Origin of the sequence: Curtobacterium sp. MCLR17_058, from assembly GCF_003234705.2 — a bacterium.
GTDB classification, from domain to species: domain Bacteria; phylum Actinomycetota; class Actinomycetes; order Actinomycetales; family Microbacteriaceae; genus Curtobacterium; species Curtobacterium flaccumfaciens.
In genome coordinates this window covers 3667258-3693407 of record NZ_CP126262.1, presented here as the reverse complement: position 1 = coordinate 3693407, position 26150 = coordinate 3667258, and the positions used below count along the sequence as shown (strand labels likewise).

Genomic DNA, 26150 nt, shown 5'->3' with positions numbered 1-26150 from the left:
GGGCGCCGACCACCTCCTGGAAGCTCACCCGACCAGCCTACGACCGGGTGTCAACCCCGGCCCGGTCCGCCCACGGTCGGTTCGGCGTCGCCGTGACCAGGACGACCGAGCCCTCGTACGTCGGGCGGATCCGCAACGACCCGTGCCGCCGGTCCCACTCCCCCGATTCCAGCGCGGTCCGGAGCGCTGCCACCGACCGCCGGACGGTGAACTCGTCGACCAGTCCCCATGCCGGGTCCGCCTGGCGCACGCCGGGGTCGAGCAGACGCTCGGGGCGCGCGTAGTACGCCTCGGCGAACCCGTCGACGCACGTGAACGGGATCGGCAACGGGGTGCTCGTCACGGTGTCGTCGCCCAGTGCGTCGGCGATCCGCGGCAGTGCCGGGTGGCGACGGGCCTCGGCCGCCAGCACCTCGGGCGCGTACTCGGCGAGCCAGGAGCGCTCGATGCGGTCGGGGTCGAACGTCAGCACCACGATGGGGCCCCGGGTCACCCGACGCACCTCGGCGAGCCCGCGTTCGAGGTCGTCCCACTCGTGCAGCGAGAAGCTCGTCATCGCGGCGTCGAAGGTGTCGTCGGCGAAGGGCAGGTCTCCGGCGGGCTCCACGGCGGTCACATCGCGGTCGGTCGGCGCGTAGGACCCGGCGGCACCGGCACCGGCACCGGCACGGACGTCGAGCACGGTCCGGGCGTCGCCGAGGGCCTTCGCGACCGCACGGGCGAACGCGGGTTCGGGCCGGCGGTGCTGCCGGTGGTCCGCAGCGCCGGCCGAGCCGTCCGTGGTCCTCGTCACGTCCCCACCCTACGAACCCGCGGGGGCCGGGTCAGTCGACCGACTCGGACTCGGACTCCGACTCGCGCATGGCCGCGTACTGCTCGGCCCGCTCCGTCGCGGCCCAGCTGCCGAGCAGCGCGAGCGACCGCTCGGACTCGCTGCCCGGTTCGGCCGAGTACGAGAACAGCGTCAGGCCGGGGTCGGCGACCAGGTCGAGCGCCTCGTAGGACAGCCGCAGCTCCCCCACGATCGGGTGGTCGATGCGCTTCTTGCCGGTGCGCTGCATCCGGACGTCGTGGGCAGCCCACCAGCCGCGGAACTCCTCGCTCCGGGTGGAGAGCTCACCGACGAGCGTGATGAGCCCCGGCTCGCAGGGGTTCGACACCGCGGCGGTCCGGAGCACGGCCACGGCGTCCTTCGCGGTCTGCGCCCAGTCCGGGAAGAAGTCGCGGGCGGCCGGGTCGAGGAAGGTGAAGCGAGCGGTGTTCACCGGGCGTCCGGGGCCGGCGAAGAGCGGAGCGTAGAGCGCGCGGCCGAGCTCGTTCGTCGCGACGACGTCCCCGCGCTCGTTCCGCACCCAGGCCGGTGCGCCGGTGATGGCGTCGAGCAGCCGCTGCACGCCGGGGCGCACGCGGGTCGGCACGTTCCGGTGCATGACCTTCGCGCCGGAGTTCGCCAGGCGCGTGAGGTCCCACAGGTGCGCACGCTCGTCCTCGTCGAGCTGCAGGGCGCTCGCCAGGCCCTCGAGCACGCTGTCCGAGACGCCCTTGAGCGAGCCGCGCTCGAGTCGCGTGTAGTAGTCGACGCTGACGCCGGCGAGCATGGCGACCTCGTGCCGACGCAGCCCGGGCACGCGTCGGACCCCGCCGCCGAACGACGGCATGCCGACCTGCTCGGGGGTGAGCCGCGCCCGCCTGGAGGACAGGAAGTCGCGGATCTCGTTGCGCACGTCGATACCCATGCGACGAGCGTACGTGCCCGGGCCGTGCGTCCGGCAGGCACGGGCGGTACCCGTCAGCCGGTCAGGGCGCGGCGGGGCCGCCGGCCGTCGCTGACTGGTCACGACACGTCGCGTGCCGTGCGCCGTCCCGTCGCAACCTGTCGGCTGGTGGCGCCGCAGGCGACGGCCTGTGACCGCTCGTCGCCGTCTGGCGGGGTGTTGCGACCGCCCGGAGCGGACGGGAGGCGCGGGGCGGCCCCGCCACGCGCCTCCCGTACGCCGTCTGGTCGCGTTCCGTTGCGTGACCGGCCGTGCCCGACCGGTCGCGACACGTCGCGTGCCGCCCGCCGGGTGGTCGCGACCTGTCGGCTGGTGGCGCCGTAGACGACGGCCTGTGACCGCTCGCCGGCGTCCCGCGGGGTGTTGCGACCGCCTGCGCCACGGGCTTCCCCCCGCTCTGTCCAGCGGTCAGGGCGCGGTGTCGGGTCCGATGCGCACCCGCGCGACGCGGTGACCGTCCATGGCGGTCACCTCGAGGCGGTGTCCGCCGGCCAGGACGACGTCACCGACCTCGGGCACGCGGTCCAGCTGCACCTGCACGAGCCCACCCACGGTCTCGTAGTCGCCGTCCGGCAGGACGGGACCGCCGTCCGCAGCCAGGTCCTCGAGCACCGTGGCACCGTCGACGCCGTCGTGCGCCAGCACCGACTCGTCGTGCTCGGTGGAGTCCCACTCGTCGCGGATGCGGCCGACGAGGTCCTCGAGTAGCGCCTCGAGCGTGACCATGCCCGCGCTGCCGCCGTACTCGTCGACCACCAGGGCGATCTGGTGGCCGTCGGTGCGCATGTCCGCGATCGCACTCGACAGCGACTTCGTCTCGGGCAGGGCGAGCACCGGCCGGACGAGCGTGGCGACCGGTGCCGAAGGATCGACCGGACGCAGCAGGTCACGGAGGTGCACGAAGCCCTGGACCTCGTCACGCCCGCCGGAGGTCACGAGGTACCGGGTGTGCCCGGCCGCGATGGCCTGGTCGGTGGCCTCGGCGACGGAGAGACCGGCATCCAGCGTCGAGACGTCGTACCAGGGGCGCATCGACTCGCGCAGGATGCGGTCACCGGCGTCCAGGGCGCTGCGGGCGATCCGGCGTCCCTGCTCGTCGACGCCGGTGTGCTCGTCGACCAGGCCGCGGAGTTCCTCGGTGCTCATCGACTCGCTGCGGGCGTTCGGGTCGCCGCCGAGCAGTCGCACGACGGTGTCGGTGGACTTCGAGAGCAGCCAGATCACCGGCCGCATGAGCACCGCGAAGCGCTCCAGGGTCGGGGCGACGGCCATCGAGAAGCCCTCGGCACGCTGCAGGGCGAGGCGCTTCGGCACGAGCTCGCCGAACACGAGCGACAGGTACGCGATGACGAGGGTCATCAGCACCAGCGCGACGGCATCGGCCGTGCCCTGCTCGAGGCCGAGCCCCTGGAACAGCGGTGCGACGTCGGGTGCGATCGAGGACGCACCGTACGCGGCGGAGAAGAACCCGGCGACGGTCACGCCGATCTGCACGGCAGACAGGAACCGGTTGGGGTCACGGCCGAGCTCGGCGACCCGCATCCCGCGGGGGCCGCGGCGTTCGAGCTGCTGCAGCTGGGATTCGCGGAGCGAGACGAGTGCGATCTCGGCGGCCGCGAAGACCCCGCCGACGAGCACGAAGAGGATGACGAGCCCGAAGGCGATCCAGGTGTCGGCGCCCATCAGTGGGCAGCCGCCTCGGATCGACGGCGGGCGGGCGGTCTGTGGGGATCGTCCATGCCTGTGAGTCTGCACAGGCCGACTGGGACATCACCGTGCCGCCGCTCGACAGCGGCTGTGGATCCCGCGTCGCAACGGGGAGCGGTCGGTGCGGGGCGCGGTCGCTACAGCGTGAGCGAGCGACCGATGCGGGCTTCGAGCCACGCCTTCGGGTCGATCGGCGTGACGCCGTCCATCAGGACCTCGAGGTGCAGGTGCGCACCGGTCGAGACGCCGGAGGACCCGACGAGCCCGATGAACTGCCCGGCCGCGACGGTGTCGCCGACCTTGAGCGGCGAGGAGCCGGGGATCATGTGGCCGTAGAGCGTGGAGACCTGACGGCCGTCGACCACGTGGTCGATGATGACCGCGTTGCCGTACGAGAAGTAGGTGCCCGAGACCCGGACCTTGCCCGCGGCGACGGCGCCGATCGGCGTACCCATGCCCGGGGTGAAGTCGAGGCCCTGGTGCAGCGACGAGCACGCGCCGCACGGTGCCGAGCGGTACCCGAAGCCGGAGCTCATCTGCACCGGGCCGGGGAACGGCGAGCGGACCGCGCCGCCGAACGAGACGGCGCCACCCGCGGTCGCCGCGGTGTCGGCGGAACCAGCGGTCTTCGTGGTGACGGTCGAGCCGCCGCCGACGGTGAACCCGTCGCGGTCGAACCCGGCGGCCGTGACCGCCTGGGTCACGGCGTAGTCCTGGGTGCGCACGATCGGTGCGATGGTCGAGGTGGCCATCGAGGTGCCGGCGCTCGCGTGGGCGGGCATCGCCGAGGCGGCGAACATCGCGATGGCGGCCGCGGCGCTGGTGAGCGTGATGCGTCCGGCGCGGGCCGACCGGGAGGCCCGGGGTGCGCTGGCGACGCGGGTCACCTTGGGTGCGGGGCGACGGACGACGCGCTGGATGCGGTCGTCGACGCGCTCGGTGGTGGCGCGTGCGGTTGCGGAACGGCGGCCGGCCGGCTCGGTGGCCGAGGACGCGGTCGCGAGGACGACGGCCTGCACGGGCTTGGCGACCTTCGCGGCCTTCGGTGCCTTGGCCGGCTTCGCGGCCTTCGCCGGCTTGGCGACCTTCGCTGCCTTGGCCGGCTTCTCGGGCTTGGCGGTCTTCGCGACCGGCGCCGTCTTGCTGCGACGCTGCGGTCCGCGGGCTGCTGCGCGCTCGGCCTCGAGGGCGGCGCGACGGGACAGGTGCACCACCGGGGTCTCCGGGTGCTGGTCGAGTTCGGGTGCAGTCGTCATGGCCGCCCACCATTCTGCACGACTCTGTCGCTTTGTACAGGCCCTTTCGTGATCTTTTCGTTACCGAGTGCGCTGGGAGGCGCCTGATCACCACGGGCGGAAGCGTCCCCCGGGCCCTCCGCATCGGTACGGTCAGGGGAAAGCGACGGAAGGACCCGCACCATGGCCCGATCGCCGCGTGAGCGGTACGGAACGGTCGACCTGGCGTCGGCCGACGTCGTGCTGGCCGGTACCCAGGAACTCCTCCCCGTGCTCCGGGCCGCGGCCGTGCGCGCCGGGATCGACGCCGCGCGGATGCGGGTCGTCGGAGTCGACGACCTGCCGGACCCCGAGGAGACGTGGGACGCGGCGTTGGCCGTCATCGCGATCCGTCGCCCCGGTGACGACCCCGCGTTCCACCGGGCGCAGGCGGCCGCCGAGCTCATCGCGCCGATGCTCGCGCCGCACGCCGTCCGCATCGTCGTCACGGTGTCCGGGGTGACTCGCCTGGCGCCGAAGCTCGAGCGCACCCTGACGTCCGAGGTCCTGCACCAGATCGATGCCGCGTCGGCGTCGTCCGGGTTCCGTCGGCCCTTCCGGCCCCTGCGCATGCGGCTCGGGCTCGCCGGGCTCCGTGCCGCCGGCGTCCGGGTGTTCCGCGTCTCGATCGGCGACTGAGGCTCAGGCTCCGTCGGGTTCGGGGCCCTGCGCGGCGCTCGCCTGCACCGACGGGTGTGGAGGAGCGGCGTGCGCGACGACGGAGACACTGCCGACGGCGAGCACGAGCGCCAGCGCTCCGGCGGTGCAGGCCGTCCCGATCCGCCGCAACCGCGACCGGCTGCCACGCTGACGCGGTGCGAAGCGCTTCGTGCTCCGTCGGGGTTCGGGGCCGACGAGCCACGGACCGGAGCCGTCGGGGTCGTACGAGAACGGGCCGGAGCCGTCCGGCGCGTACCGGTAGGGCCCGCTGCCGTCCGAGGCGAAGGCGGACCGCAGGTCCTCCGCGGTCCAGCCGAAGTCGTCCGGGGTCTGCCGTGTGGTGGTCATGCGCGCTCTCCCTCGCTCTGGTGCCGCGGAAGACCAGTCCACGCACCGTTCCTATGTGTCGACAGTGCGCCTCCAGGGTGTCGGCCGAGCATCTGCCGCGCGGAAGCGGAGGCCATGTATCTTGATGTCGAGACATCCTGCGCCACGAGTACCGTGGACGTACCGACGGTCGAACAAGGGAGTACCCGCCAGCATGGCCAAGATCATCTACACCCTCACGGACGAGGCGCCGTTCCTCGCCACCCACTCCTTCCTCCCGGTCATCCAGGCCTTCGCCGGCACCGCGGGTGTCGACGTCGAGACCCGCGACATCTCGCTCGCCGGCCGGATCATCGCCCAGTTCCCGGAGCGGCTCACCGACGAGCAGCGCCTGGACGACGCCCTCGCCGAACTCGGCGACCTGGCGAAGACCCCCGAGGCGAACATCATCAAGCTGCCGAACATCTCGGCGTCGATCCCCCAGCTCAAGGTCGCGATCAAGGAACTGCAGGCGCAGGGCTACGACCTGCCCGACTACCCGGACGAGGCCACGACCGACGAGCAGCGCGACGTCCGCGCCCGCTACGGCCGCGTCCAGGGCAGCGCCGTCAACCCGGTGCTGCGCGAGGGCAACTCCGACCGCCGCGCACCTCTGTCCGTCAAGAACTACGCCCGCAAGCACCCGCACCGCATGGGCGCCTGGTCGCGTGACTCGAAGACGAACGTCACCACCATGGGCGTCGACGACTTCCGGTCGAACGAGAAGTCCTGGATCGCCCCCGCCGACGACGTCCTGACGATCACCTTCGTGGCCGAGGACGGCAGCGAGCAGGTCCTCAAGCAGTCGATCCCCGTCCTGCAGGGCGAGGTCGTGGACGGCACCGTGCTGCACGTGGCCGCACTCGAGTCGTTCCTGCGCAAGCAGATCGAGCGCGCCGCCGCCGAGGACGTCCTGTTCTCCGTGCACCTCAAGGCCACGATGATGAAGATCTCGGACCCGATCATCTTCGGGCACGTCATCAAGGCGTTCTTCCCGTCGGTGTTCGAGCGCTACGGCGCCGACCTCGCCGCCGCGGGCCTGACCCCGAACGACGGCCTCGGCTCGATCCTCGCCGGCCTCGCTGCGCTGCCGAACGGCGCCGAGATCGAGCGTGCCTTCAAGCAGGGCATCGCCGACGGCCCCGAGCTCGCCATGGTCGACTCGGACAAGGGCATCACGAACCTGCACGTGCCGAGCGACGTCATCGTCGACGCCTCGATGCCGGCGATGATCCGCACCTCGGGCCACATGTGGGGCCCGGACGGCGACGAGCACGACACCCTCGCCGTCATCCCCGACTCGAGCTACGCCGGCATCTACCAAGCCGTGCTCGACGACTGCCGCGCCCACGGCGCCTTCGACCCGTCGACGATGGGCTCCGTGCCCAACGTCGGCCTGATGGCGCAGAAGGCCGAGGAGTACGGCTCGCACGACAAGACCTTCGAGCTGCCCGGCGCCGGTGTGGTCCGCGTCACGACCGCCTCGGGCGACGTCGTCATCGAGCACGACGTCGAGCCCGGCGACATCTGGCGCGCCTGCCAGACCAAGGACGTCGCCATCCGCGACTGGGTGAAGCTCGCCGTCACCCGCGCCCGTGCCTCCGCGACGCCGGCCGTGTTCTGGCTCGACGAGACCCGCGCGCACGACGCGAACCTCATCGGGCTCGTTCGCCAGTACCTCGGCGAGCACGACACCGAGGGCCTGCAGATCGAGATCCTCGCGCCCGAGGACGCCATGCGCTTCTCGCTCGAGCGCATCCGCCGCGGCGAGGACACCATCTCGGTCACCGGCAACGTCCTGCGCGACTACCTGACCGACCTGTTCCCGATCATGGAGCTCGGCACCTCGGCGAAGATGCTCTCCGTCGTCCCGCTGCTGGGCGGTGGCGGCCTGTTCGAGACCGGTGCCGGTGGTTCCGCCCCGAAGCACGTGCAGCAGCTCGTGCAGCAGAACTACCTGCGCTGGGACAGCCTGGGCGAGTTCCTCGCACTGGCGGTCAGCCTCGAGCACCTCGCCGGTGTGACGGGCAACGAGCGGGCGAAGATCCTGGGCGAGACCCTCGACCGTGCCACCGGGACGTTCCTGGAGCAGGACAAGTCCCCGGGTCGGAAGCTCGGCTCGATCGACAACCGCGGCAGCCACTTCTACCTGGCGAAGTACTGGGCCGAAGAGCTCGCGGCGCAGACCCAGGACACCGAGCTCGCGGCGTCGTTCGCGGACCTCGCGGCGAAGCTCGGTGAGCAGGAGCACACCATCGTCGACGAGCTCGTCTCGGTGCAGGGCCACCCGGCCGACATCGGCGGCTACTACCGCCCCGACGACGCCAAGACGAGCGCGGTCATGCGCCCGTCCGCCACGTTGAACGCGGCGCTGGCAGCGCTCTAGCAGCGACCAGCCGACGGACGGGAGGCCCGGTGCCAGCTGGCACCGGGCCTCCCGTCCGTCCGTGGTCGCGACCACAGCCGCGTCGAGTGAGCAGAAGACGTCGGGTCCCGCTTGCGAATCCGACGTCTTCTGCTCACTCGTTGATCAGACGCGTGGGCGCTCGTCGCGTCAGCCGCGGGACGGCACGGGCGGGCCGGCGGCGAGCAGCCCGGTGAACACCAGGGCGACGGCCACGACCCCGATGCCCGCGGCCACGGCGGGCCGACGCACCACGAAGAACAGCAGGCGGTCCCAGAAGCCCGAGTGGGCGTCCGGCGAGCGGCGCCAGGAGCCCTCGAGCATGCCGCGGCGGGCGACCGCGACCTCGAACGGCACCGTGGCGTACGGCACGACGGCACTGGCCCAGCCGAGCACGAGCGCCCCGAACGACCACCGCTGGTTCACCGCCACGACCGTCGTGACCACCAGGTACGCCAGGAACACGAAGCCGTGCACCCCACCGCCGATGCGGACGCCCCAGTCGCCGGCGTCCAGGCCGTACTTGAGCACCATCCCGAGGATGAGCAGGGTCCAGGTCACGAGTTCGGCGACCGCGGCGGCGCGGAACAGGGAGCGCGGAGTCATGCCGTCAATCGTGGCGGATCCGGTTGACAGACAGCAGAACGCCCCCGATCGTGATCGCAAGGCGGGCAAGACGATCAGCAAACGCCAGCGGATGCGCGAACCGAGCACGGGTAGCGTTGCCTGCATGTCGCCGTCGACCGAGAACCGTCCCCTGAACATCGTCGTCTGGAACGAGAACGTGCACGAGACCCGCGGTGACGCGACGGTCATCGGGCACTACCCCGACGGCATGCACGCCGTGATCGCTCAGGCGCTCCGGCAGCTGCAGCCCGGGGCCGACGTCTCCACCGCCACCCTGCAGGAACCCGACCACGGCATCACCGCCGAACGACTGGCCACCACGGACGTGCTGTTCTGGTGGGGCCACGCCGCCCACGACGAGGTGAGCGACGCCGTCGTCGACCTGGTCGTCGACGCCGTGCACGCCGGCATGGGCCTGGTCGTGCTGCACTCCGGCCACTACTCCAAGCCGTTCAAGCGCCTGATGGGCACGACCTGCTCGCTGAAGTGGCGGAACGACGGCGAGCGCGAACTCGTCTGGACGGTTGCGCCCGAGCACCCGATCGCCGCCGGGGTGCCGCACCCGATCGTCATCGACCGGCAGGAGATGTACGGCGAGTACTTCGACATCCCGCGCCCCGACGAAGAGGTGTTCCTGTCGACCTTCGCGGGCGGCGAGGTCTTCCGCTCCGGTGTCGCGTACCGCCGGGGGCTCGGCAAGGTCTTCTACTTCTCGCCCGGCGACCAGGAGTACCCCGTCTACCACCACCCGGACATCCAGCGCGTGCTGTCGAACGCCGCCGCCTGGGCCGCCCCGGTGTCCGAGCGCCGCGAGTTGACGGCTGACCCCCACCCACGGGACTGGTTCCTGTCGGACGATGGGGGTAGACAGGCCGGGTGACCAACCATCTCGACGGTGCGGACAAGCGCACCGCGGCGATCGAGGCGCTCGCCATCTTGGGATCAGGACCCGAGGAGCGCTTCGACCGCATCACCCGCATGGCCCACGAGGCGTTCGACGTCCCGTTGACCTTCCTCAACCTCGTCCACCACGACCTCGTCACCACGCAGTCGACCTTCGGCTGGCACCAGGGATCGAGTGTCCCCGCCAGCGAGCAGTTCTGCGCGTCGACGGTGCTCACCCGCGAACCGATGGTGATCCCGGACGCGTCCCTCGACGCCCGGTTCGCCCACACCGCGGCGGTGGCGGAGCACGGCATCCGGTTCTACGCGGGCGCACCGTTGACCATGGTCGACGGCACCCGGGTGGGCACGCTGTGCTTGATGGACGCTGTTCCGCGCACGTTCTCACCGGACGACGTCGCCCTGCTGGGCGACCTGGCCCGGTGGGCGGAGCGCGAGCTCGGCGTCGCCATCGACCGCGGGCGGGTCCGTCGGGTGCTCGACGGCCTGGTGCCGGACCCGGTCGCGGTGCCGGGGTACGACCTCGACGTCCTGGTGGCCCAGCACGACGACGGCGGGGGTGACGTCGCCGACTGGCGCGTCGCACCGGACTCTGCCCTGCACGTCACCGTCGGCCGGGTGAGCGCGGCCGGCCCGGCGTCGGGCCTGCTCGCCGCGGCGGTCCGCGGTGCCGTGGCGGCACGGACCGGCACCGACATGTCGGACGCGATCGTCGGCCTGGAGGCGCAGGTCACCGCCGACCTGTCGGCTGCGGACGCCGTCGGCTCGCTCTTCCACCTGCGGCTCGACCCGACGTCGGGTCACGTCGACTTCGGCGACGCCGGCCACGGCCTCGCCGTGCTCGTCCCCGCCGACGGTCCGGCTCGCGTCCTGCACCCGCTCGACCTGCCGCTCGGACTGCAGCCGGCATCGATCCCACGGTCGCCCGGAGCGCTCGACCTGGAACCCGGTGACCGGCTGGCGATCTGCACCCAGGGCGTCCTGTCGCTGGACGGGCTCCGGCACCTGGACGACCTCGCCGCGCTGGTGCGCTCGGCTCCGGACGGGGCCACCGTGGTCGAACGGGTGCGTACGGCCGTCCCCACGGACGCCGTGGTCGACGTCACGCTGGTGGTGCTCACCCGGCACTGAGCGTGCGTGTCGCGCCACCCGGTCGTGCGGCGCCACCTGATCGTGCCGCGCGCGTCAGGAGCGGAAGCGGTCCGGCCGCGGGCGCGGGGTCCCGGTCAGTGAGACCACGAGCAGGGTCGCGAGCAGGGCGAAGCCCGCCAGCTCGATGCCCAGTCCGGCGAGCTGCCAGTACGCGCTGCCGACGTGCTGCGGCTGCGTGATCGACTCCGGCCACCACGACTGGATGAGCGGGAACGAGCCCGGGAACGGGTCGAGGCCGAACACGACGAGGCCGCCGAGCAGCAGCACCACGCCGAGGCCGGCCATCGCCCCACGGGACCGACGGAGCATGTGCACCACGAGGGCCGCACCCATGCCGGCGAGCCCGACGACGGCGATCAGGAACGCGAGCACCACGATGGTCTGCGGCGCGAGCGCGACCCAGTCCAGCACCGCGATCGGCAGCAGCAGCCACCGACCCGTCCGTGCCCAGCGCGAAGGGTTCCGCCATCCGTCCATGGCGACCGACCGTAGGGCACCCGGCCGAACGCCTGCCGAATGCGGCCAGTGGACCCCGGCGGCAGCGTGCGCTGACTACGATCGGACCCCATGGCGCAGGACCGACCGACCCGGCAGCAGCGGTCGCTCGCGACCCGCACGGCGATCATCGAGGGCGCGGCCGCGGAGTTCGACGAACGCGGGTACGTCGGTGCCTCGATGGACGGCATCGCCGAACGCATCGGGATGACCAAGGGTGCGCTGTACTTCCACTTCACGTCGAAGGCCGACATGGCCGGGGCCGTCGTCGCCGAGCAGCACGCGATCTCGCGCCGCTACGGCGAGGCCGCGGTGGCCCGGGGCACCACCCCGCTCGAGTCGATCATGTGGCTGTGCCAGGGGCTCGCGGTCCAGATGACGTCCGAGGTCGTCGTGAGCGCCGGGGTGCGGCTGTCGACCGACGTGGCCGCGAGCGACGTCGCGCGGCAGGACCCGTACACCGACTGGACCACGGTGGTCGCCGGGTTCGCGCGGCAGGCCGTCGAGGTGGGCGAGATCGACCAGCGGTGGGACCCGGACCTGGTCGGCCGGGTCGTCGTCCGTGCCTACACCGGCGTGCAGACCGTCTCGGACGTGATGACCCGCCGGGCCGACCTGTTCGCGGGCCTGCGGGAACTCTGGACGGTCCTGCTGGACGCGTTCGTCACCGAACGGCTGCGTCCGGAGATCCCGCGGCTCGTCGCACTCATCGCTCCGGAGTGACGCGGGTCCCCCCAGGGAAACACCCACGTCACCTCACCTCTGAGACTACCGAGAAGGGTGTCGCGCCACCGGCCCCAGTTCGCGGGCATGTGTCCGGCGGCCCACTAGCCTGACGCGGTGCCCACACCCGCTGCCGAGGTCGACGTCGACGTCCCGCTCGTCCGGTCCCTGCTGCGCGACCAGCACCCCGACCTGGCGGGCCTCCCGCTCGAGGTCGTCGCGAACGGCTGGGACAACGTCGTGCTGCGCCTGGGCGACGACCTGGCCGTCCGGGTCCCCCGTCGGGAGCTGGCCGCACGGCTCGTCGAACACGAACAGCGCTGGTTGCCGGACATCGCCGCCCGGGTCGGATCGGTCGTCCCGGTGCCTGCCCCGGTGCGCACCGGACGCCCCGCCCTCGGCTACCCGTGGTCGTGGAGCATCGTGCCGTGGCTGTCCGGCACGGCGATCGGTGAACGGGCGGCCGGGGTCCCCGTCGCCGAGGCGCTCGCCGCGTTCGTCGGGCTCCTGCACGTCCCGGCCCCGGACCACGCCCCGGTGAACCCGTTCCGTGCGGTGCCGCTCGTGTCGCGGAGTGACGCCGTGCTGACGCGACTCGACGAGCACGGCGTGCACCGGGCCGGAGAGCTGGCCACGCTGTGGCGGACCGCAGTGGGCGTGCCCGCGCACCCCGGGCCTCCCGTCTGGGTGCACGGCGACCTGCACCCCTTCAACCTGCTCGTCGACTCGTCGGACGGTGTCGACCGCCTGTCGGCCGTGATCGACTTCGGGGACGTCACCGCGGGCGACCCCGCCGTCGACCTCGCGACCGCCTGGCTGACGCTGGACCGGCCGGGGCGTTCCGCGTTCCGGGCGCGCGTCGCGGCCTCGGATGCCACCTGGCTGCGCGCACGGGGGTGGGTGGTCGCGCTCGCGTCCGCGCTGGCGACCGCCGACGAACGCGCCTTCCGGAGCGTCGCGCGACGGAGCATCGACGCGGTGCTGGACGACTGAGTCCCCACGGGGCTATCGTGACCGCACCATCCGTGCACAGCCGATCGGAGGGGCCGCCATGACCCTCGAGCTCCGCGTCCAGCACGACGTCGCCACCGACGCCTCCCCCTCCCCCGTCCGACCCGAGCGACGCGGTCTCCGCGGCCTGCTCGACCGGATCTCGGACCGCCGCGCCGCCGCCCGCGCGCGACGGGTCGACGACCGGGTGCGCGAACTCGGGGAACTCGTCCACCTGCTCTCCGACGCCCGCGCCGTCGTCGAACGCGGATGGGTCCAGCACGCCTGGTTCGCCTACCTCGACGAGCACGGCCGCGAGCGCAAGGCCTCCAGCGCCGCCGCGATGGACGTGCAGGGCCGGCCGCTCGTCGGTGCCTGCCTGGTCGGCGCGGTCGTGTCCGCCGCCGGCGGCCCGCACGCGGTGCACGCTCCCCGGGTGCAGCACGCGCTCGACGTCGTGTGGCACGCCCTCGCCCGCGACGAGGGCGAGCCCGTGCTGTGGTGCCCCGCGCCGGACATCCGGATGGGGCGGGTACGGGACCTGACGAGCTGGAACGACGCCCCGGCACGCACCGGCACCGAGGTCGCCGGCCTGCTGCTGACGGCCGAACGGGTCGCCGTGCAGGAGTCGACGCGCCTGCAGGAGCTCCGGGTGGCACGATCGGGGGCATGAGCGACGTCGAAGCGGTCCCCGAGGTGCACCCTGCGAGCACCAGCACCCTGGCGGCGAGCGGCAACGCCCTGCTGTCGGACGAAGGGGCAGCGCGGAACCCCGACGGTGCGGCGGCCGCGGCCGCGGCCGGCGCGGGCGCGGACGCCGCTGCCGCCGACGCTGCGGTGAAGCGGACGCTGCACCGGTACCTGCAGAAGCACCGCGCGGCCCTGCTGGCCAAGCTCGACGGGCTGGCCGAGCGCCAGGCACGCTGGCCGGTGACGCCGACGGGCACGAACGTCCTCGGGCTCGTGAAGCACGTCGCCGGGGTCCAGGCCGGCTACTTCGGCGAGGTGTTCGGGCGGCCGTTACCGGACCAGCCCGCCTGGCTCGAGTCGGAGGACGGCGAGGACATGTACGCCTCGCTCGACGAGACCATGGCCGACATCGTGGCCTTCCACCACCGGAGTGCCGCCCACGCCGACGCCACGATCGAGGCGCTCGACCTCACCGCCACCGGAACCGTGCCGTGGTGGCCGGAGGGGCGCCGGGACGTCACGCTGCACCGGATCCTGGTGCACATGGCGTACGAGACCGCCCGGCACGCGGGTCACGCCGACATCGTGCGCGAGATGCTCGACGGCCTGGCCGGCGACGGTGACGGCAACCTGGCCGACAAGTCCCCGGACGAATGGGTCCGGTGGCGCGAGCAGCTCGTCGACATCGCGGAGCGAGCGGGGTTGCGCGGCCTCGGCGCATAGCCGAGCAGGCAGACCGATCGTTACCGTTCTCCCAGGCTCGGCACTGTGAACCACTCCTGACCTGGGGTTATCCTCCTCGCAACCGCAAGGGAAACCGTCGTACAGGCGGGGTTGCGTTGTACAACCGGTCCGGCTGTTGCATAGCTTTGGCCGAGCTCGTGCCCCGAACTGTGGGCAGTTCAGCCGACCGGAAGGGGAGCGCCCACCCGTGTTCCAGTACGTCGTGGAGCGATGGAACCAGATCTGGTTCGCATCGTGGCAGCACTTCTCACTGGTCGTCCAGTGCGTCGTCCTCGCCACGGTCATCGCCGTGGTGCTCGCCACACTCGTCTACCGCAGCCCGCGCCTGACCGCGTTCGCGAACGGGGTGTCGGCCATCGGCCTCACCCTGCCGTCGTTCGCCGTCATCGGCCTGCTCATCGTCCCGCTCGGCTTCGGCGTCCTGCCGTCGGTCGTGACGGTCGTCTTCTTCGCCGCGCTGCCGATCCTGCGCAACGCGGTCGTCGGTCTCGCCGAGATCCCGCCTGCCGTCGTCGAGTCGGCTCGTGGCATCGGCATGAGCCGGTTCCGCACCCTGCTGCAGGTCGAGCTGCCGATGGCGTGGCCGATCATCCTGAGCGGTGTCCGGGTGGCCGCTCAGATGGTGATGGGCATCGCCGCCATCGCCGCGTACGCGCTCGGCCCCGGGCTCGGCGGCTTCATCTTCTCCGGGCTGTCCCGCCTCGGCGGCGCCAACGCCCTGTTCTCCGTCGTGGTCGGGGTGGTCGGCGTCGTCCTGCTCGCCCTGGTCCTCGACCTGCTCCTCATCGGCCTCGGCCGCCTGACCATCTCGAGAGGTATCCGTGTCCAGCACTGACTCCGCCACCACCACCGCGCTCGACGGGGACGTCACCGGGCGCAGCATCCTGCTCGACGAGGTCACCAAGCGGTACCCCGGGCAGTCGAAGCCCGCCGTCGACGGCATCACGCTCGAGATCCCGGCCGGCAAGATCGTCATGCTCGTCGGCCCGTCCGGCTGCGGCAAGACGACGACCCTCAAGATGATCAACCGCCTGATCGAGCCCACGCAGGGCCGGATCGTCGTCGGCGACGACGACGTCACGGGCATCGACGGTGACGAGCTCCGCCGCCGCATGGGCTACGTGATCCAGGCCGGCGGGCTCTTCCCGCACATGACGGTCGCGGCGAACATCGCGATCGTGCCGAAGATGCTCGGCTGGTCGAAGGAGAAGATCGCGGCGCGTGTCGACGAGCTGCTCGACCTGGTCTCGCTCGATCCCGACACCTACCGCGACCGGTTCCCCCGCGAACTCTCCGGCGGCCAGCAGCAGCGCGTCGGCGTGGCCCGGGCGCTCGCGGCGGATCCGCCCGTCCTGCTCATGGACGAGCCGTTCGGCGCCGTCGACCCGATCACCCGCCAGCGCCTGCAGGACGAGCTGCTGCGCATCCAGGAGGAACTGCACAAGACGATCGTCATCGTCACGCACGACTTCGACGAAGCCGTGAAGCTGGGCGACTGGATCGTCATCTTCACCGAGGGTGCGCACATCGTGCAGTACGACACCCCGGAACGGATCCTGGCCGAGCCGGCGAACGAGTTCGTCGAGAACTTCATCGGCTCCGGCGCGGGCCTGAAGCAGCTCACGCTGAACCGCGTGCGCGACGTCGAGGTCGAGTCGGCCGTGACCTGCTCGCCCGGCGAAGAGGTCAAGGCCGTGCTGCAGCGGATGAACGAGGCCGGCGGGCACCAGCACGCCGTCGTCGTCGACCACCGCCAGCGCCCGATCGGGTGGCCGTCGCGCCGCCAGCTCGAGCGCCTCGACCGCATCCCCGACGGCGTCGAGCCCGGCCTGCCCGTCGTGGGCGAGGCCGCGACCCTCAACGACGCGCTCGACACCATGCTCGTCTCGAGCGCCGGCGCCGCACTCGTCACCGGTCGTCGTGACGCGTTCCGCGGGGTCATCACCGTCGAGACCGTGATGGAGGCGATCACCCGCTCCCGCGCGACCGCCGCAGGCGACCAGGCCTACACGCCGGTCGGCACGAACACGAACCCGATCGAGACCATGCCGTCGTCACCGGTGTCGGCCATGCCCACCGGAGAAGACCTGTGAGCACGGTCGCCGTCGCCGGCCCCGCCACCGGTGCACCCACCTCGTGGAAGGGCCTGCTGTTCCAGCCGATCGCGATCCTGGTCGTCCTGGCCGGCTTCGCGGTGTGGCTCGCGACGGCGGACCTGACCCCGACGGAGCGCACGACGCTCAACCCGGCGGACATCCTGGCCCTGACCGGCCAGCACCTCGTGCTGACCCTGCAGTCGACGGTCCTGGTGCTCGTGATCGGCATCCCGCTGGGCGTCGTGCTGACCCGCGGGCCGCTGCGCCGGGCGAGCCCGTACGTGCTCGCCGTCGCGAACTTCGGGCAGGCGGCCCCGGCCGTCGGCCTCATCGTGCTGCTCGCCGCCTGGCTCGGTCTGAACTCGCGGTCCGTAGTCGTCGCGCTCGTGCTCTACGCGATCCTGCCGGTGCTCCGGAACACCATGATCGGCGTGCAGAGCGTCGACGCCCGACTGGTCGAGGCCGGTCGCGGCATGGGCATGAGCGCCTTCAGCGTGCTGATGCGCGTCGAACTGCCGCTCGCGGTGCCCGTGATGCTCTCGGGCATCCGGACCGCGCTCGTGCTGCTCGTCGGCACGGCGAGCCTGGCCACCTTCGTCGGTGCGGGCGGACTCGGTCTGCTCATCACCACGGGCGTGACGCTGTTCCTGCCGAAGCTCCTGGTCGCCGGGGCCCTGCTCGTCGCCCTGCTCGCCCTCTCCATCGACTGGCTCGGCCGCGTGGTCGAGACGGTCGCACGACCGAAGGGACTCCGATGACCCGCCGCACACGCAGCACCCGCCGCACCCGCACCCGGGTCGGAGCCGCCGCGTTCGTCGCCGGTGCCACCGCCCTCGTCCTGACCGGGTGCGGCCTGCAGCCCGCGACGTCGTTCGTGCCCGAGGCCGGCGCCGGCTCCATCCAGCGCATCGACGACCTGCCGGCCGGCGCCCACATCACCGTGACGTCGAAGAACTTCACCGAGCAGCTCGTGCTCGGCAAGATCGCCGTGCTCGCCGCCAAGGCCGCCGGGTTCGACGTCACCGACGAGACGAACGTGCCCGGCAGCGTCGCGGTCCGTGAGCTGATGACCTCGCACGCGGCCGACTTCACGTACGAGTACACCGGTACCGCTTGGCTGACCTTCATGGGTCACACGAAGGGGATCCCGGACAAGACCGAGCAGTGGACGGCGGTCAAGAAGGAGGACGCCGGCAACGGACTGACCTGGCTCAAGCCGGCACCGATGAACAACACGTATGCCTTCGCCGTTCGCAACGAGGCCGTCAAGGAGCTCGGGGACGTCAAGACGCTCTCCGACATCACCAAGCTGCCGGTCGACCAGCGCACGTTCTGTGTTGAGTCGGAGTTCAACTCCCGTGCCGACGGCTTCAAGCCGATGCTCAAGAAGTACGGCTTGGAGCTCGGCGGTTCGGGGTCGAACGGTGTGCCGAGCAGCAACGTCAGCATCCTCGACACCGGCACGGTCTACACGGCCACCGACCGGGGCAAGTGCAACTTCGGTGAGGTCTTCACCACCGACGGCCGCATCAAGTCGCTCGGGCTGACGGTGCTCGAGGACGACAAGGGGTTCTTCCCGGCGTACAACGTCGCGCCCGTCATCGACTCGAAGACACTCAAGGAGTACCCGCAGCTCGAGGGGATCTACGACCAGATCTCACCGAAGCTCACGGACGCCGTGCTGCAGGAGCTGAACCGTCAGGTCGACGTCGAGGGGCGTGAGCCGGCGGACGTCGCCTTCGACTGGATGGTGAAGGAGGGCTTCATCACGAAGCCCTGACCGTTCTCGACGTGCCACCGACGGACGGGAGGCGCGGTGCCAGCTGGCACCGTGCCTCCCGTCCGTTCGTGGTCGCGTCTCAGGCCGCGGCGATGCGCGCAGCCGTGTCGCGGATCGACGCGACCACCGCCGCCCGTACCTGTTCCGGGTCGGAACCCTCGTGCCGAGCGGCACTGCGGAGCCCCGTCATGCACATGCCGAGCAGCATCTCCGCCGCCTGCGGGGTCGCCGCCTCCGGCCCCCAGGCCGGGTCGCGCTCGAGGATCGTGCGCACCGCGCCGGTCATCGCCTCGGCGACCGTGGTCATCCGCGTGACCTGCCGACGCATCAGCTGCGGGAACCGCACGATGACGGCCTTGCGCTCGAGCCGCTCGTGCTCGTCGCCGAACGACGACCCGAACACCAGGAACGCCAGGTCCACGACGGCCTGCGCCGCCGGCTCCCCCGCGACGGCCGCCAGGTGCGCCTCGAGGGTTGCGGGTTCGAGGTCGAGCTCGGTGTGCCCGAGGACCGCGTCCTCCTTGCTCTCGAAGTAGTTGAAGAACGTCCGCGGGGAGACGTCGGCCCGCGCGGCGATCTGCTCGATCGTGGTGCCGTCGACGCCCTGCTCGAGGGCCAGGGACCGAGCCGCCTCGGCGATGCGGTTGCGGGTCTCGATGCGCTTGCGGTCACGGAGACCGAGTTCTGACGGCGTCGCGGAGTCGGGCATGGCCCGACTGTAACCGGAACGTCACATGATCTACAGCAAACGCAAACTTGCAGTCGTGCATCGGACACTACGGTGAACCCATGACCACTCCCGTGCTCGAGGCCCGTGACCTCGCCAGGACCTACGGCCGCGGCGCGACGCGGTTCGACGCGCTCAAGGGGGTGTCGCTGGCGGTGCACCAGGGCGAGAGCCTGGCGATCGTCGGCAAGTCCGGCTCCGGCAAGTCGACGCTGATGCACCTGCTCGCACTGCTCGACAAGCCGTCGGCCGGACAGGTGCTGCTCGACGGCACCGACGCGGCGACGCTCGGTGCGCGGCAGGTCAACCGCACCCGGAACAGCACCTTCGGGTTCGTGTTCCAGCAGTTCTTCCTGACGCCGAAGACCTCGGTGCTCGACAACGTCGTGCTCCCGCTCAAGATCGCCGGTGTCTCCGGAGCCGAGCGGAAGCGCCGGGGCATGGCGGCGCTCGATGCGCTCGGGCTGGCCGACAAGGCGAAGAACGACGCCAACGACCTGTCCGGCGGCCAGAAGCAACGCGTGGTCATCGCCCGGGCGCTGGTCGGTGAGCCGAGCGTGATCTTCGCCGACGAGCCGACCGGCAACCTCGACACGAACACCGGACAGGTGGTCGAGGACATGCTGTTCGGGCTGCAGCGCGAGCGGGGGATCACGCTCGTCGTGGTCACGCACGACGAAGAGCTCGCCGCGCGCTGCGACCGCAGCGTGAACGTCCGCGACGGCCTGATCGTCGGCGGACCCGACGACGCGGTCGACGCGTCTGCCACGCACGGAAGGCACTCCGCATGAACTTCCTCGACCTCCTGCGCACCGCGGTCTCGAACACCTTCCGCTCGAAGCTGCGCACGACCCTGACCGTCATCGCGATCTTCATCGGCGCCTTCACGATCACGCTCACCTCGGCCATCGGCACGGGCGTCAGCAACTACATCGACAGCCAGGTCTCCTCGATCGGCGACACCGGTTCGCTGACCATCACGAAGGCGGTCGACAGCACCTCGACCGACAGCGGCCCCGCGAAGTACGACCCCGACGCGTCCGGTCAGAGCGTCGACCGCGGCCCCGCGTCGTTCTCGTACCTGTCGCAGTCCGACGTCGACGCGATCGAGAAGACGGACGGCATCAAGAGCCTCCGCCCCGCGATCGCCCTCGCACCGAAGTACGCCGAGTACGGCGACCAGGGCAAGTACGTCGTGTCGCTCACCGCCAACGCCGGCGAGCTCGACGCCGACCTGGCGAGCGGCAAGCAGCTCGACGACGAGACCGACGCCAACCAGGTGATGCTGCCGACCGACTACCTGAAGAACATGGGTCTCGGCAGCGCCTCGGCCGCCGTCGGCAAGGAGCTCACGATCGCCGTCGACGACTACCAGGGCAAGGAGCACACGCTCACCGCCACCGTCGTCGGGGTGCAGAACGAGTCGCTGTTCGGCAGCGGTGCCGGGGCGAACGCCGCACTGACCGACGCCATGCAGGCCGCGCAGGAGATCGGCAAGCCCGACTCGATCGCGACGTCGTACGCCAGCGCCACCGCGACGCTCGACGCCGACGCCTCCGTCACCACGGTCAAGAAGTCCCTGGCCGACGACGGGTTCCTCGGCCAGACCATCCAGGACCAGCTCGGCCAGTTCCAGACCGTCATCAGCGGCATCGTCGGGGTCCTGAACGCCTTCGCCGTGATCGCGCTCGTCGCCGCGGGCTTCGGCATCATCAACACGCTGCTCATGAGCGTGCAGGAGCGCACCCGCGAGATCGGCCTGATGAAGGCGATGGGCATGGGCGGCGGCAAGGTCTACACGTTGTTCTCGCTCGAGGCGGTGTTCATCGGGTTCCTCGGCAGTGCCATCGGCGCCGGGGTCGCGATCCTGCTCGGCACCGGGATCTCGAACGTCCTGGCGGGCACGCTCCTCAAGGACCTGCCGGGGCTGCAGATCATGCAGTTCGCGCCGGGGTCGGTCGCCACGATCATCCTCGTCGTGATGTTCATCGCGTTCCTGGCGGGCACCCTGCCGGCACGACGAGCCGCACGGCAGAACCCGATCGAGGCGCTCCGGTACGAGTGACAGGCAGGGCTAGGGCTGCCTAGTGTCGGGGCGGTGACGACGTTCGGACGCGACCTCGGTGACGGCTACACGCTGACGCTGCGCGACCTGACGACGGTCGACCAGGTGCTCGCACTCGCGCACGCCAACACCGATCGTCTGCGGGCCGCCGAGCCCTGGGCCTGGGACCCCCAGACCCGCGAGGCCATCGCCCTGCACACCGAGCGGCTGCTCGGCCAGTTCGCGATGGACCGCGCGCTGCCCTGCGTCATCCGCGCGGACGACCGCATCGTCGGGGTGGCCTCGCTGACGTTCGACCCGTACCTGGGCCAGGCATCGCTCGGCTACTGGGTGGACGCCGGACAGGAGGGCCGTGGTGTCGTCCGGCGGGCCGCCACCGTGCTGATCGGGGTCGCCCGGGCGCGCGGGTGCGCACGGATGGAGATCCGGACGGCGGTCGACAACGCGCGGAGCCGGGGGCTCGCAGAGCGGCTCGGCTTCGTGCACGAGGGCACCCTGCGCGGGGCGCTGCCCCTCGGGCCCGAGCGTGTCGACGTCGCGGTGTACGGCCTGCTGCTCTGACGAACGACTCCCTCGTGCAGGCCGACCGACACCGGTCGCCGGTATCGTCGGAGCATGGCCTTGTTCGGACGACGCAACCACGACGTGCGCGATCGACCCATCAGCCAGGTCGAACTGAAGCGCGCGGTCGACGAGGGCTTCCTCATCGCGAAGGCCGCCGTCACCATCGCGGTGGCCAACCGCATCATCACGAACGCCCTGCGTGACCAGGGGTACTTCGACCACGCGCTCATCGCCGAGGCCACGCGCGAGGAACTCCACCGCATGGCCGAGGAACAGCGGGGCGACGCCGCACGCATGCGGGAGATCCGCTCCACCTCGAGCAAGCAGAAGGGCCGTTCCCGCCACCAGCACGACTACCGGCGGGGCGACGACCTGAAGCTCCGGATGCGCGAGGCCACGTACGAGCAGCTCGCCACCATGCTCGACAAGCGGCGCGACGACCAGCACTTCGTCGACGGCATCGTGCTCGCCGCGCGGGCCCGCGCCTGGGACGACATCGGCACCACCGTCGTCGGACGCCTCGGTTGGGCGCAGCGCCCGGCGGACGACTACGAGATCGGCCGTGACGACCGGTTGCAGCAGATGCTCGACGAGGACTTCGCCGAGTTGCTCGCTGAGCACCCCGTCGGATCGACCCCGGTCGACGCCGACGAGCCCGACGACGCCGACGGTGACCAGGACGAGTCGGACCCGGCTGATCCCGACACCTCGCGCACCTGACCGGTACTTGATATACCGGGGCATCTTCGATACGCTCATCGAGTAACGCCCCAGGACCATTCGGCTCGCCGGACTCCTGGGGCGATTGCTGTCTCAGAGGGGTGCGACGAGGGGCGCGATGATCGATCCAGCCGCGCTGCAGGCGCTCCCGAGGCTGCTCAGCGCAGCGCGCTTCGACCGGTACACGGCCCGCTACGACGGCCGTACCGACCTCGCCGGCCGGCTCTACGCCTGGAACTCAGAGATCGCGTCGGCGTTCTGGGGTCCCGTCGGTTGCCTCGAAGTGTTCGTCCGGAATGCTCTCCACGACGAACTCCGCCGGGGCCGTCGTGACGACTGGTGGAACGACTCCGCTGTCCACCTGCTGGACCGCGAACGCCGAGCGGTCGACGACGCAACTCGAACCCTGCGGCGACGGGGCTTCACCGATCCCGAACCGGATCAGGTGGTCGCCGCGACGAGCTTCGGCTTCTGGGTCGGCCTCACCGATGCGGGGATCCCCCGAGACCCGATCTGGAGCTACGAGACGACGCTCTGGCAGCCGCGGCTCGTGCACGCGTTCCCCGGCCTGGGGACGGTCCGACGCAAGCAGCTGCACCGACGACTCGATGCCGTGCGGAGATTCCGGAACCGGCTCGCCCACCACGAACCCATCCACAACGCGCCGTTGGCGGCCATCCGCGACGACATCGTCGCGATCGCCGGAGCGATCGACCCCGACGCAGCAGCGTTCATCGCCGGTGCGCACCGCATCGACGACGTCCTGGCTCGGAAGCGGGTGGCGGTGTCGACAGGCGCCTCGGTGATCTGACCGACACCACACGCAGTCACGAGTCCCTAGGCTCGGTGCATGGTTGATGCGGTGGTCGTCGGAGCGGGACCGAACGGGCTCGCGGCAGCGGTGACGCTCGCACGCGCCGGACTGTCGGTCGAGGTCGTCGAACGGAACGACACGATCGGCGGCGGCGCCCGGACGGCCGAGCTCACCTTGCCCGGCTTCCTGCACGACGTCTGCTCCGCCGTGCACCCGATGGCCCTGCAGTCCGAGTTCTTCCGGCTGTTCCGGATGGAGGAGCGCATCGAGCTCCGCCTGCCCGAGGTGCAGTACGGCCACCCGCTCGACGGCGGCCGCGCCGGCATCGCCTACCAGGACCTCGACCGCACCGCCGCCGAGCTCGGGGTGGACGGGCCGGCCTTCAAGCAGCTGATGGCCCCGCTGGCGGAGAACGCCGACCAGGTCGCCGACTTCGCGACCGACGCGCTGCTGCACGTGCCGCGGCACCCCCTGACCGTCCTGCGCTTCGGTCTGCGGGCGCTCGAGCAGGGCACCGCCGCGTGGAACCTGCGCTTCCGCGGCGAGGCCGCCCCGGCGATGGTGTCCGGCGTCGCGGCGCACTCGATCCAGCACCTGCCGTCCCTGTCCACCGCGGCGGCGGCCCTGTCGCTCGGCTCGTACGCGCACGCCCGCGGCTGGCCGGTACCGATCGGCGGCAGCCAGGCGATCGTCGACGCGCTCGCCGCCGACCTCGTGGCGCACGGCGGCCGCATCGTCACCGGGCAGGAGGTCCGGTCGCTCGGTGACCTCACCCCGGCGAAGGCGGTGCTGTTCGACACGAGCGTGCCGGGCATGCTCCGGATCGCGGGCAAGCAGATCCCGACCCCGAAGCGCGGTGCACTGCGACGCTTCCGGTTCGGCAACGCGGCGGCGAAGGTCGACTTCGCGCTGTCCGACCCGGTGCCGTGGACCAACGAGTCGCTGCGGAAGGCCGGGACCGTGCACATCGGCGGGACCCGCCAGGAGATCGCGGCCGCCGAACGGGCGGTGGCGCACGGGCAGCACGCCGAGCGCCCGTACGTGCTCGGCGCGGAGCCGACCGTGGTGGACCCGACCCGCGCCCCGAAGGGCAAGCACGTCTTCTGGGCCTACGCGCACGTCCCCGCGGGGTCGGACGTCGACCCGACCGAGGCCGTCACCCGCCAGATCGAGCGGTTCGCGCCGGGGTTCCGCGACACGATCCTGTCGTCGAGCTCCCGCACCGCCGTGCAGATGGGCGAGTACAACCCGAACTACGTCGGTGGCGACATCGCCGCCGGTGCCGCGAGCTTCTGGCAGCTCGTCAAGCGCCCCGTCCTGTCCAGCGACCCGTGGCGGATGGGCGGCGGCATGTACCTGTGCTCCGAGTCCTCCGCGCCCGGCCCCGGCGTGCACGGCATGGCCGGGTGGCACGCGGCGAAGAGCGCACTCCGGCACACCTTCGGCCTGCCGGAGGACGTCGACCTCACCCCGGAAGGCTGATCACCATGGCGAAGAACGTCCGCATCCTGCACTGCCGTCCCGAAGCCGTCTTCGACGTGCTCGGCGACGGGTGGCTCTACACGACCTGGGTGGTCGGGGCCTCGCGCATGCGCAAGGAGGAGTCCGGCTGGCCGCAGGTCGGCACCCGCCTGCACCACTCGTTCGGCGCGTGGCCGATCGTCATCAACGACGTCACGACGTCGCTGGTGTGGGAGCCGCCGCACCGCATGGTCATCCAGCCGAAGGGCTGGCCCATCGGCGAGGCCCGCGTCGAGCTGACGGTCGAACCGCACCGGCACGGCTGCAAGGTCACGATCACCGAGAACGCGGTGGCCGGGCCGGGTTCGTACGTGCCCGACTTCCTCATGCAGCCGCTCATCTGGGTCCGCAATCGCGAGACGCTCCGCCGCCTTGAGTGGGTGGCCGTCGGGCGCGCGGCGAACGCCTGAGACGTCCCACGAGACGGACGGGAGGCCCGTGGCGGCGCCGCCACGGCCTCCCGTCCGCCCTGTGGGTTCGTCGACTACTCGGCGCGCGAGAACTCGCTGGCCCGCGCCACCTGGTCGTCGGTCAGGGCGACGCCCGTGTACCGCTCGAACTGACGGGCCGCCTGCAGGGCGATGACCTCGGCGCCGGTGATGACGTGCTTGCCGGCGTCGCGCCCCGCCCGCACGAGCGGGGTCTCCGACGGGAACGCGACCACGTCGAAGACGGTGTGCGCCGCCTCGATCCGTTCCGGCGCGAAGGCGAGTGCGTCCTGCTGGTCGCCGCGCATGCCGAGCGGGGTGACGTTGACGACCAGGTCGGTCTCCCCCGCCTCGCGCTCGTCGGCGACCCACTCGTAGCCGTACTGCGACGCCAGGGCCGGGCCGGTCTGCTCGTTGCGGGCGACGACCGTCAACCGGTCGAAGCCGGCGCCGCGGAACGCCGCCGTGACGGCCTTGGCCATGCCGCCCGAGCCGCGGAGGAGCACCCGCGAAGCCGGGTCGACCTGGTGCGACCCGAGCAGGGCGGCGATCGCCTCGTAGTCGGTGTTCGACGCGGTGAGCACGCCGTCGTCGTTCACGACCGTGTTGACCGACTGGATCGCGGCGGCGGAGTCCTCGATGTGGTCGACCAGCGGGATGATCGCCTCCTTGAAGGGCATCGAGACCGAGCAACCGCGGATCCCGAGCGCGCGGATGCCGGCGACGGCGCCGGGCAGGTCGGTCGTGGTGAACGCCTTGTACAGGAAGTTGAGGCCGAGCTCGTCGTACAGGAAGTTGTGGAACCGGGTGCCGATGTTGCTCGGTCGCGCGGCCAGCGACATGCAGACCTGCATGTCCTTGTTCAGGATGGGCATGCCCCCAGTCTCGCACCCTCTCCCTTTCGCGTCCTCGCAGGGATGGAGCG

The 26150-nt window shown here is 71.5% G+C and carries 28 protein-coding genes; 19 read left to right on the top strand and 9 right to left on the bottom strand.

What is annotated here, in order from left to right; translation table 11 throughout:
• Positions 1 to 37: 37 nt before the first annotated feature.
• The 4 genes from DEJ11_RS17550 to DEJ11_RS17535 form a co-directional block, all read right to left on the bottom strand.
• Positions 38 to 793, bottom strand: coding sequence for a class I SAM-dependent methyltransferase (locus DEJ11_RS17550; RefSeq protein ID WP_111102690.1), 756 nt, complete (start codon positions 791 to 793; stop codon positions 38 to 40).
• A gap of 31 nt (positions 794 to 824) precedes the next feature.
• On the bottom strand, positions 825 to 1736 hold the full coding sequence (locus tag DEJ11_RS17545; protein ID WP_111045772.1) for a helix-turn-helix transcriptional regulator: 912 nt from the start codon (positions 1734 to 1736) through the stop codon (positions 825 to 827).
• 447 nt (positions 1737 to 2183) lie between these two features.
• Positions 2184 to 3458, bottom strand: a complete 1275-nt coding sequence (locus tag DEJ11_RS17540; RefSeq protein WP_111102688.1) for a hemolysin family protein — start codon at positions 3456 to 3458, stop codon at positions 2184 to 2186.
• Positions 3459 to 3619: 161 nt separating this feature from the next.
• Positions 3620 to 4738 carry a M23 family metallopeptidase gene (locus DEJ11_RS17535; protein ID WP_111102687.1) on the bottom strand — a complete coding sequence of 373 codons (1119 nt, stop codon included), beginning with the start codon at positions 4736 to 4738 and terminating at the stop codon, positions 3620 to 3622.
• Positions 4739 to 4900: 162 nt separating this feature from the next.
• Between DEJ11_RS17535 and DEJ11_RS17530 the strand changes: the two genes are divergently transcribed.
• Entirely contained in the window at positions 4901 to 5395 is a 495-nt protein-coding gene (locus DEJ11_RS17530) for a hypothetical protein (RefSeq protein WP_111102686.1), read from the top strand.
• 3 nt (positions 5396 to 5398) lie between these two features.
• On the opposite strand, the gene DEJ11_RS17525 is transcribed toward DEJ11_RS17530, so the two are convergent.
• A complete protein-coding gene (locus DEJ11_RS17525) occupies positions 5399 to 5764 on the bottom strand; it encodes a hypothetical protein (RefSeq protein ID WP_111102685.1) in 366 nt (121 codons plus the stop codon).
• A 193-nt stretch (positions 5765 to 5957) separates the two neighbouring features.
• Between DEJ11_RS17525 and DEJ11_RS17520 the strand changes: the two genes are divergently transcribed.
• The gene (locus tag DEJ11_RS17520) at positions 5958 to 8168 is read left to right on the top strand and encodes an NADP-dependent isocitrate dehydrogenase (RefSeq protein ID WP_111102683.1); all 2211 of its coding nucleotides are present in this window, start codon (positions 5958 to 5960) and stop codon (positions 8166 to 8168) included.
• A gap of 168 nt (positions 8169 to 8336) precedes the next feature.
• On the opposite strand, the gene DEJ11_RS17515 is transcribed toward DEJ11_RS17520, so the two are convergent.
• Positions 8337 to 8792, bottom strand: a complete 456-nt coding sequence (locus tag DEJ11_RS17515; RefSeq protein WP_035809287.1) for a DUF3817 domain-containing protein — start codon at positions 8790 to 8792, stop codon at positions 8337 to 8339.
• A gap of 124 nt (positions 8793 to 8916) precedes the next feature.
• Here DEJ11_RS17515 and DEJ11_RS17510 point away from each other — a divergent pair, with 124 nt between their 5' ends.
• On the top strand, positions 8917 to 9693 hold the full coding sequence (locus tag DEJ11_RS17510) for a ThuA domain-containing protein (protein WP_246552689.1): 777 nt from the start codon (positions 8917 to 8919) through the stop codon (positions 9691 to 9693).
• Positions 9690 to 10847: a GAF domain-containing protein gene (locus tag DEJ11_RS17505; protein ID WP_111102682.1), complete on the top strand. Its 1158-nt coding sequence runs from the start codon at positions 9690 to 9692 to the stop codon at positions 10845 to 10847. The genes DEJ11_RS17510 and DEJ11_RS17505 overlap by 4 nt, the downstream gene beginning before the upstream one ends.
• Before the next feature lie 54 nt (positions 10848 to 10901).
• On the opposite strand, the gene DEJ11_RS17500 is transcribed toward DEJ11_RS17505, so the two are convergent.
• Positions 10902 to 11345 carry a disulfide bond formation protein B gene (locus DEJ11_RS17500; protein ID WP_111102681.1) on the bottom strand — a complete coding sequence of 148 codons (444 nt, stop codon included), beginning with the start codon at positions 11343 to 11345 and terminating at the stop codon, positions 10902 to 10904.
• Between the two features lie 90 nt (positions 11346 to 11435).
• Between DEJ11_RS17500 and DEJ11_RS17495 the strand changes: the two genes are divergently transcribed.
• The 8 genes from DEJ11_RS17495 (at position 11436) to DEJ11_RS17460 (ending at position 18386) form a co-directional block, all read left to right on the top strand.
• A complete protein-coding gene (locus DEJ11_RS17495) occupies positions 11436 to 12086 on the top strand; it encodes a ScbR family autoregulator-binding transcription factor (protein WP_111102680.1) in 651 nt (216 codons plus the stop codon).
• Between the two features lie 117 nt (positions 12087 to 12203).
• Positions 12204 to 13079 (top strand): aminoglycoside phosphotransferase family protein, encoded by an 876-nt coding sequence (locus tag DEJ11_RS17490; RefSeq protein WP_111102678.1) that lies wholly within the window; start codon positions 12204 to 12206, stop codon positions 13077 to 13079.
• Positions 13080 to 13137: 58 nt separating this feature from the next.
• A complete protein-coding gene (locus DEJ11_RS17485) occupies positions 13138 to 13749 on the top strand; it encodes a DUF6197 family protein (RefSeq protein WP_111102677.1) in 612 nt (203 codons plus the stop codon).
• The gene (locus tag DEJ11_RS17480; protein WP_111102676.1) at positions 13746 to 14489 is read left to right on the top strand and encodes a DinB family protein; all 744 of its coding nucleotides are present in this window, start codon (positions 13746 to 13748) and stop codon (positions 14487 to 14489) included. The genes DEJ11_RS17485 and DEJ11_RS17480 overlap by 4 nt, the downstream gene beginning before the upstream one ends.
• Before the next feature lie 208 nt (positions 14490 to 14697).
• Entirely contained in the window at positions 14698 to 15345 is a 648-nt protein-coding gene (locus tag DEJ11_RS17475; protein ID WP_071245638.1) for an ABC transporter permease, read from the top strand.
• A complete protein-coding gene (locus DEJ11_RS17470; protein WP_111102675.1) occupies positions 15332 to 16603 on the top strand; it encodes an ABC transporter ATP-binding protein in 1272 nt (423 codons plus the stop codon). Before DEJ11_RS17475 ends, DEJ11_RS17470 begins: the two co-directional genes overlap by 14 nt.
• A complete protein-coding gene (locus tag DEJ11_RS17465; RefSeq protein WP_111102674.1) occupies positions 16600 to 17364 on the top strand; it encodes an ABC transporter permease in 765 nt (254 codons plus the stop codon). The genes DEJ11_RS17470 and DEJ11_RS17465 overlap by 4 nt, the downstream gene beginning before the upstream one ends.
• Positions 17361 to 18386, top strand: coding sequence for a glycine betaine ABC transporter substrate-binding protein (locus DEJ11_RS17460; RefSeq protein ID WP_027466832.1), 1026 nt, complete (start codon positions 17361 to 17363; stop codon positions 18384 to 18386). The genes DEJ11_RS17465 and DEJ11_RS17460 overlap by 4 nt, the downstream gene beginning before the upstream one ends.
• Positions 18387 to 18465: 79 nt before the next feature.
• Here the strand turns inward: DEJ11_RS17460 and DEJ11_RS17455 are convergent, their stop codons facing one another.
• On the bottom strand, positions 18466 to 19095 hold the full coding sequence (locus tag DEJ11_RS17455) for a TetR/AcrR family transcriptional regulator (protein WP_071406244.1): 630 nt from the start codon (positions 19093 to 19095) through the stop codon (positions 18466 to 18468).
• 80 nt (positions 19096 to 19175) lie between these two features.
• Here DEJ11_RS17455 and DEJ11_RS17450 point away from each other — a divergent pair, with 80 nt between their 5' ends.
• The 7 genes from DEJ11_RS17450 (at position 19176) to DEJ11_RS17420 (ending at position 25207) form a co-directional block, all read left to right on the top strand.
• Positions 19176 to 19904, top strand: a complete 729-nt coding sequence (locus tag DEJ11_RS17450) for an ABC transporter ATP-binding protein (protein ID WP_031260145.1) — start codon at positions 19176 to 19178, stop codon at positions 19902 to 19904.
• Positions 19901 to 21178 (top strand): ABC transporter permease, encoded by a 1278-nt coding sequence (locus DEJ11_RS17445; protein WP_071406243.1) that lies wholly within the window; start codon positions 19901 to 19903, stop codon positions 21176 to 21178. Before DEJ11_RS17450 ends, DEJ11_RS17445 begins: the two co-directional genes overlap by 4 nt.
• Positions 21179 to 21211: 33 nt before the next feature.
• Entirely contained in the window at positions 21212 to 21739 is a 528-nt protein-coding gene (locus DEJ11_RS17440) for a GNAT family N-acetyltransferase (RefSeq protein ID WP_181440766.1), read from the top strand.
• A gap of 54 nt (positions 21740 to 21793) precedes the next feature.
• Complete coding sequence (locus DEJ11_RS17435) at positions 21794 to 22462, top strand: hypothetical protein (protein WP_111028900.1); 669 nt, start codon at positions 21794 to 21796, stop codon at positions 22460 to 22462.
• A 118-nt stretch (positions 22463 to 22580) separates the two neighbouring features.
• Positions 22581 to 23273, top strand: a complete 693-nt coding sequence (locus DEJ11_RS17430; RefSeq protein ID WP_111102671.1) for a hypothetical protein — start codon at positions 22581 to 22583, stop codon at positions 23271 to 23273.
• A gap of 39 nt (positions 23274 to 23312) precedes the next feature.
• Positions 23313 to 24758, top strand: a complete 1446-nt coding sequence (locus DEJ11_RS17425; protein ID WP_111102670.1) for a phytoene desaturase family protein — start codon at positions 23313 to 23315, stop codon at positions 24756 to 24758.
• 5 nt (positions 24759 to 24763) lie between these two features.
• A complete protein-coding gene (locus DEJ11_RS17420) occupies positions 24764 to 25207 on the top strand; it encodes an SRPBCC family protein (RefSeq protein WP_111102669.1) in 444 nt (147 codons plus the stop codon).
• A 74-nt stretch (positions 25208 to 25281) separates the two neighbouring features.
• Here the strand turns inward: DEJ11_RS17420 and DEJ11_RS17415 are convergent, their stop codons facing one another.
• Positions 25282 to 26100 carry a shikimate 5-dehydrogenase gene (locus tag DEJ11_RS17415; RefSeq protein ID WP_111094068.1) on the bottom strand — a complete coding sequence of 273 codons (819 nt, stop codon included), beginning with the start codon at positions 26098 to 26100 and terminating at the stop codon, positions 25282 to 25284.
• Positions 26101 to 26150 lie beyond the last annotated feature (50 nt).

Bases quoted from the DNA above. Each gene is read 5' to 3' on its own strand.
- DEJ11_RS17425 (WP_111102670.1), top strand. From the start codon at position 23,313: ATGGTTGATGCGGTGGTCGTCGGAGCGGGACCGAACGGGCTCGCGGCA.
- DEJ11_RS17525 (WP_111102685.1), bottom strand. From the start codon at position 5,764: ATGACCACCACACGGCAGACCCCGGACGACTTCGGCTGGACCGCGGAG.
- DEJ11_RS17535 (WP_111102687.1), bottom strand. From the start codon at position 4,738: ATGACGACTGCACCCGAACTCGACCAGCACCCGGAGACCCCGGTGGTG.
- DEJ11_RS17445 (WP_071406243.1), top strand. From the start codon at position 19,901: ATGAACTTCCTCGACCTCCTGCGCACCGCGGTCTCGAACACCTTCCGC.
- DEJ11_RS17420 (WP_111102669.1), top strand. From the start codon at position 24,764: ATGGCGAAGAACGTCCGCATCCTGCACTGCCGTCCCGAAGCCGTCTTC.
- DEJ11_RS17540 (WP_111102688.1), bottom strand. From the start codon at position 3,458: ATGGGCGCCGACACCTGGATCGCCTTCGGGCTCGTCATCCTCTTCGTG.
- DEJ11_RS17515 (WP_035809287.1), bottom strand. From the start codon at position 8,792: ATGACTCCGCGCTCCCTGTTCCGCGCCGCCGCGGTCGCCGAACTCGTG.
- DEJ11_RS17520 (WP_111102683.1), top strand. From the start codon at position 5,958: ATGGCCAAGATCATCTACACCCTCACGGACGAGGCGCCGTTCCTCGCC.
- DEJ11_RS17495 (WP_111102680.1), top strand. From the start codon at position 11,436: ATGGCGCAGGACCGACCGACCCGGCAGCAGCGGTCGCTCGCGACCCGC.
- DEJ11_RS17510 (WP_246552689.1), top strand. From the start codon at position 8,917: ATGTCGCCGTCGACCGAGAACCGTCCCCTGAACATCGTCGTCTGGAAC.
- DEJ11_RS17450 (WP_031260145.1), top strand. From the start codon at position 19,176: ATGACCACTCCCGTGCTCGAGGCCCGTGACCTCGCCAGGACCTACGGC.
- DEJ11_RS17455 (WP_071406244.1), bottom strand. From the start codon at position 19,095: ATGCCCGACTCCGCGACGCCGTCAGAACTCGGTCTCCGTGACCGCAAG.
- DEJ11_RS17485 (WP_111102677.1), top strand. From the start codon at position 13,138: ATGACCCTCGAGCTCCGCGTCCAGCACGACGTCGCCACCGACGCCTCC.
- DEJ11_RS17500 (WP_111102681.1), bottom strand. From the start codon at position 11,345: ATGGACGGATGGCGGAACCCTTCGCGCTGGGCACGGACGGGTCGGTGG.
- DEJ11_RS17530 (WP_111102686.1), top strand. From the start codon at position 4,901: ATGGCCCGATCGCCGCGTGAGCGGTACGGAACGGTCGACCTGGCGTCG.
- DEJ11_RS17460 (WP_027466832.1), top strand. From the start codon at position 17,361: ATGACCCGCCGCACACGCAGCACCCGCCGCACCCGCACCCGGGTCGGA.
- DEJ11_RS17435 (WP_111028900.1), top strand. From the start codon at position 21,794: ATGGCCTTGTTCGGACGACGCAACCACGACGTGCGCGATCGACCCATC.
- DEJ11_RS17430 (WP_111102671.1), top strand. From the start codon at position 22,581: ATGATCGATCCAGCCGCGCTGCAGGCGCTCCCGAGGCTGCTCAGCGCA.
- DEJ11_RS17545 (WP_111045772.1), bottom strand. From the start codon at position 1,736: ATGGGTATCGACGTGCGCAACGAGATCCGCGACTTCCTGTCCTCCAGG.
- DEJ11_RS17415 (WP_111094068.1), bottom strand. From the start codon at position 26,100: ATGCCCATCCTGAACAAGGACATGCAGGTCTGCATGTCGCTGGCCGCG.
- DEJ11_RS17480 (WP_111102676.1), top strand. From the start codon at position 13,746: ATGAGCGACGTCGAAGCGGTCCCCGAGGTGCACCCTGCGAGCACCAGC.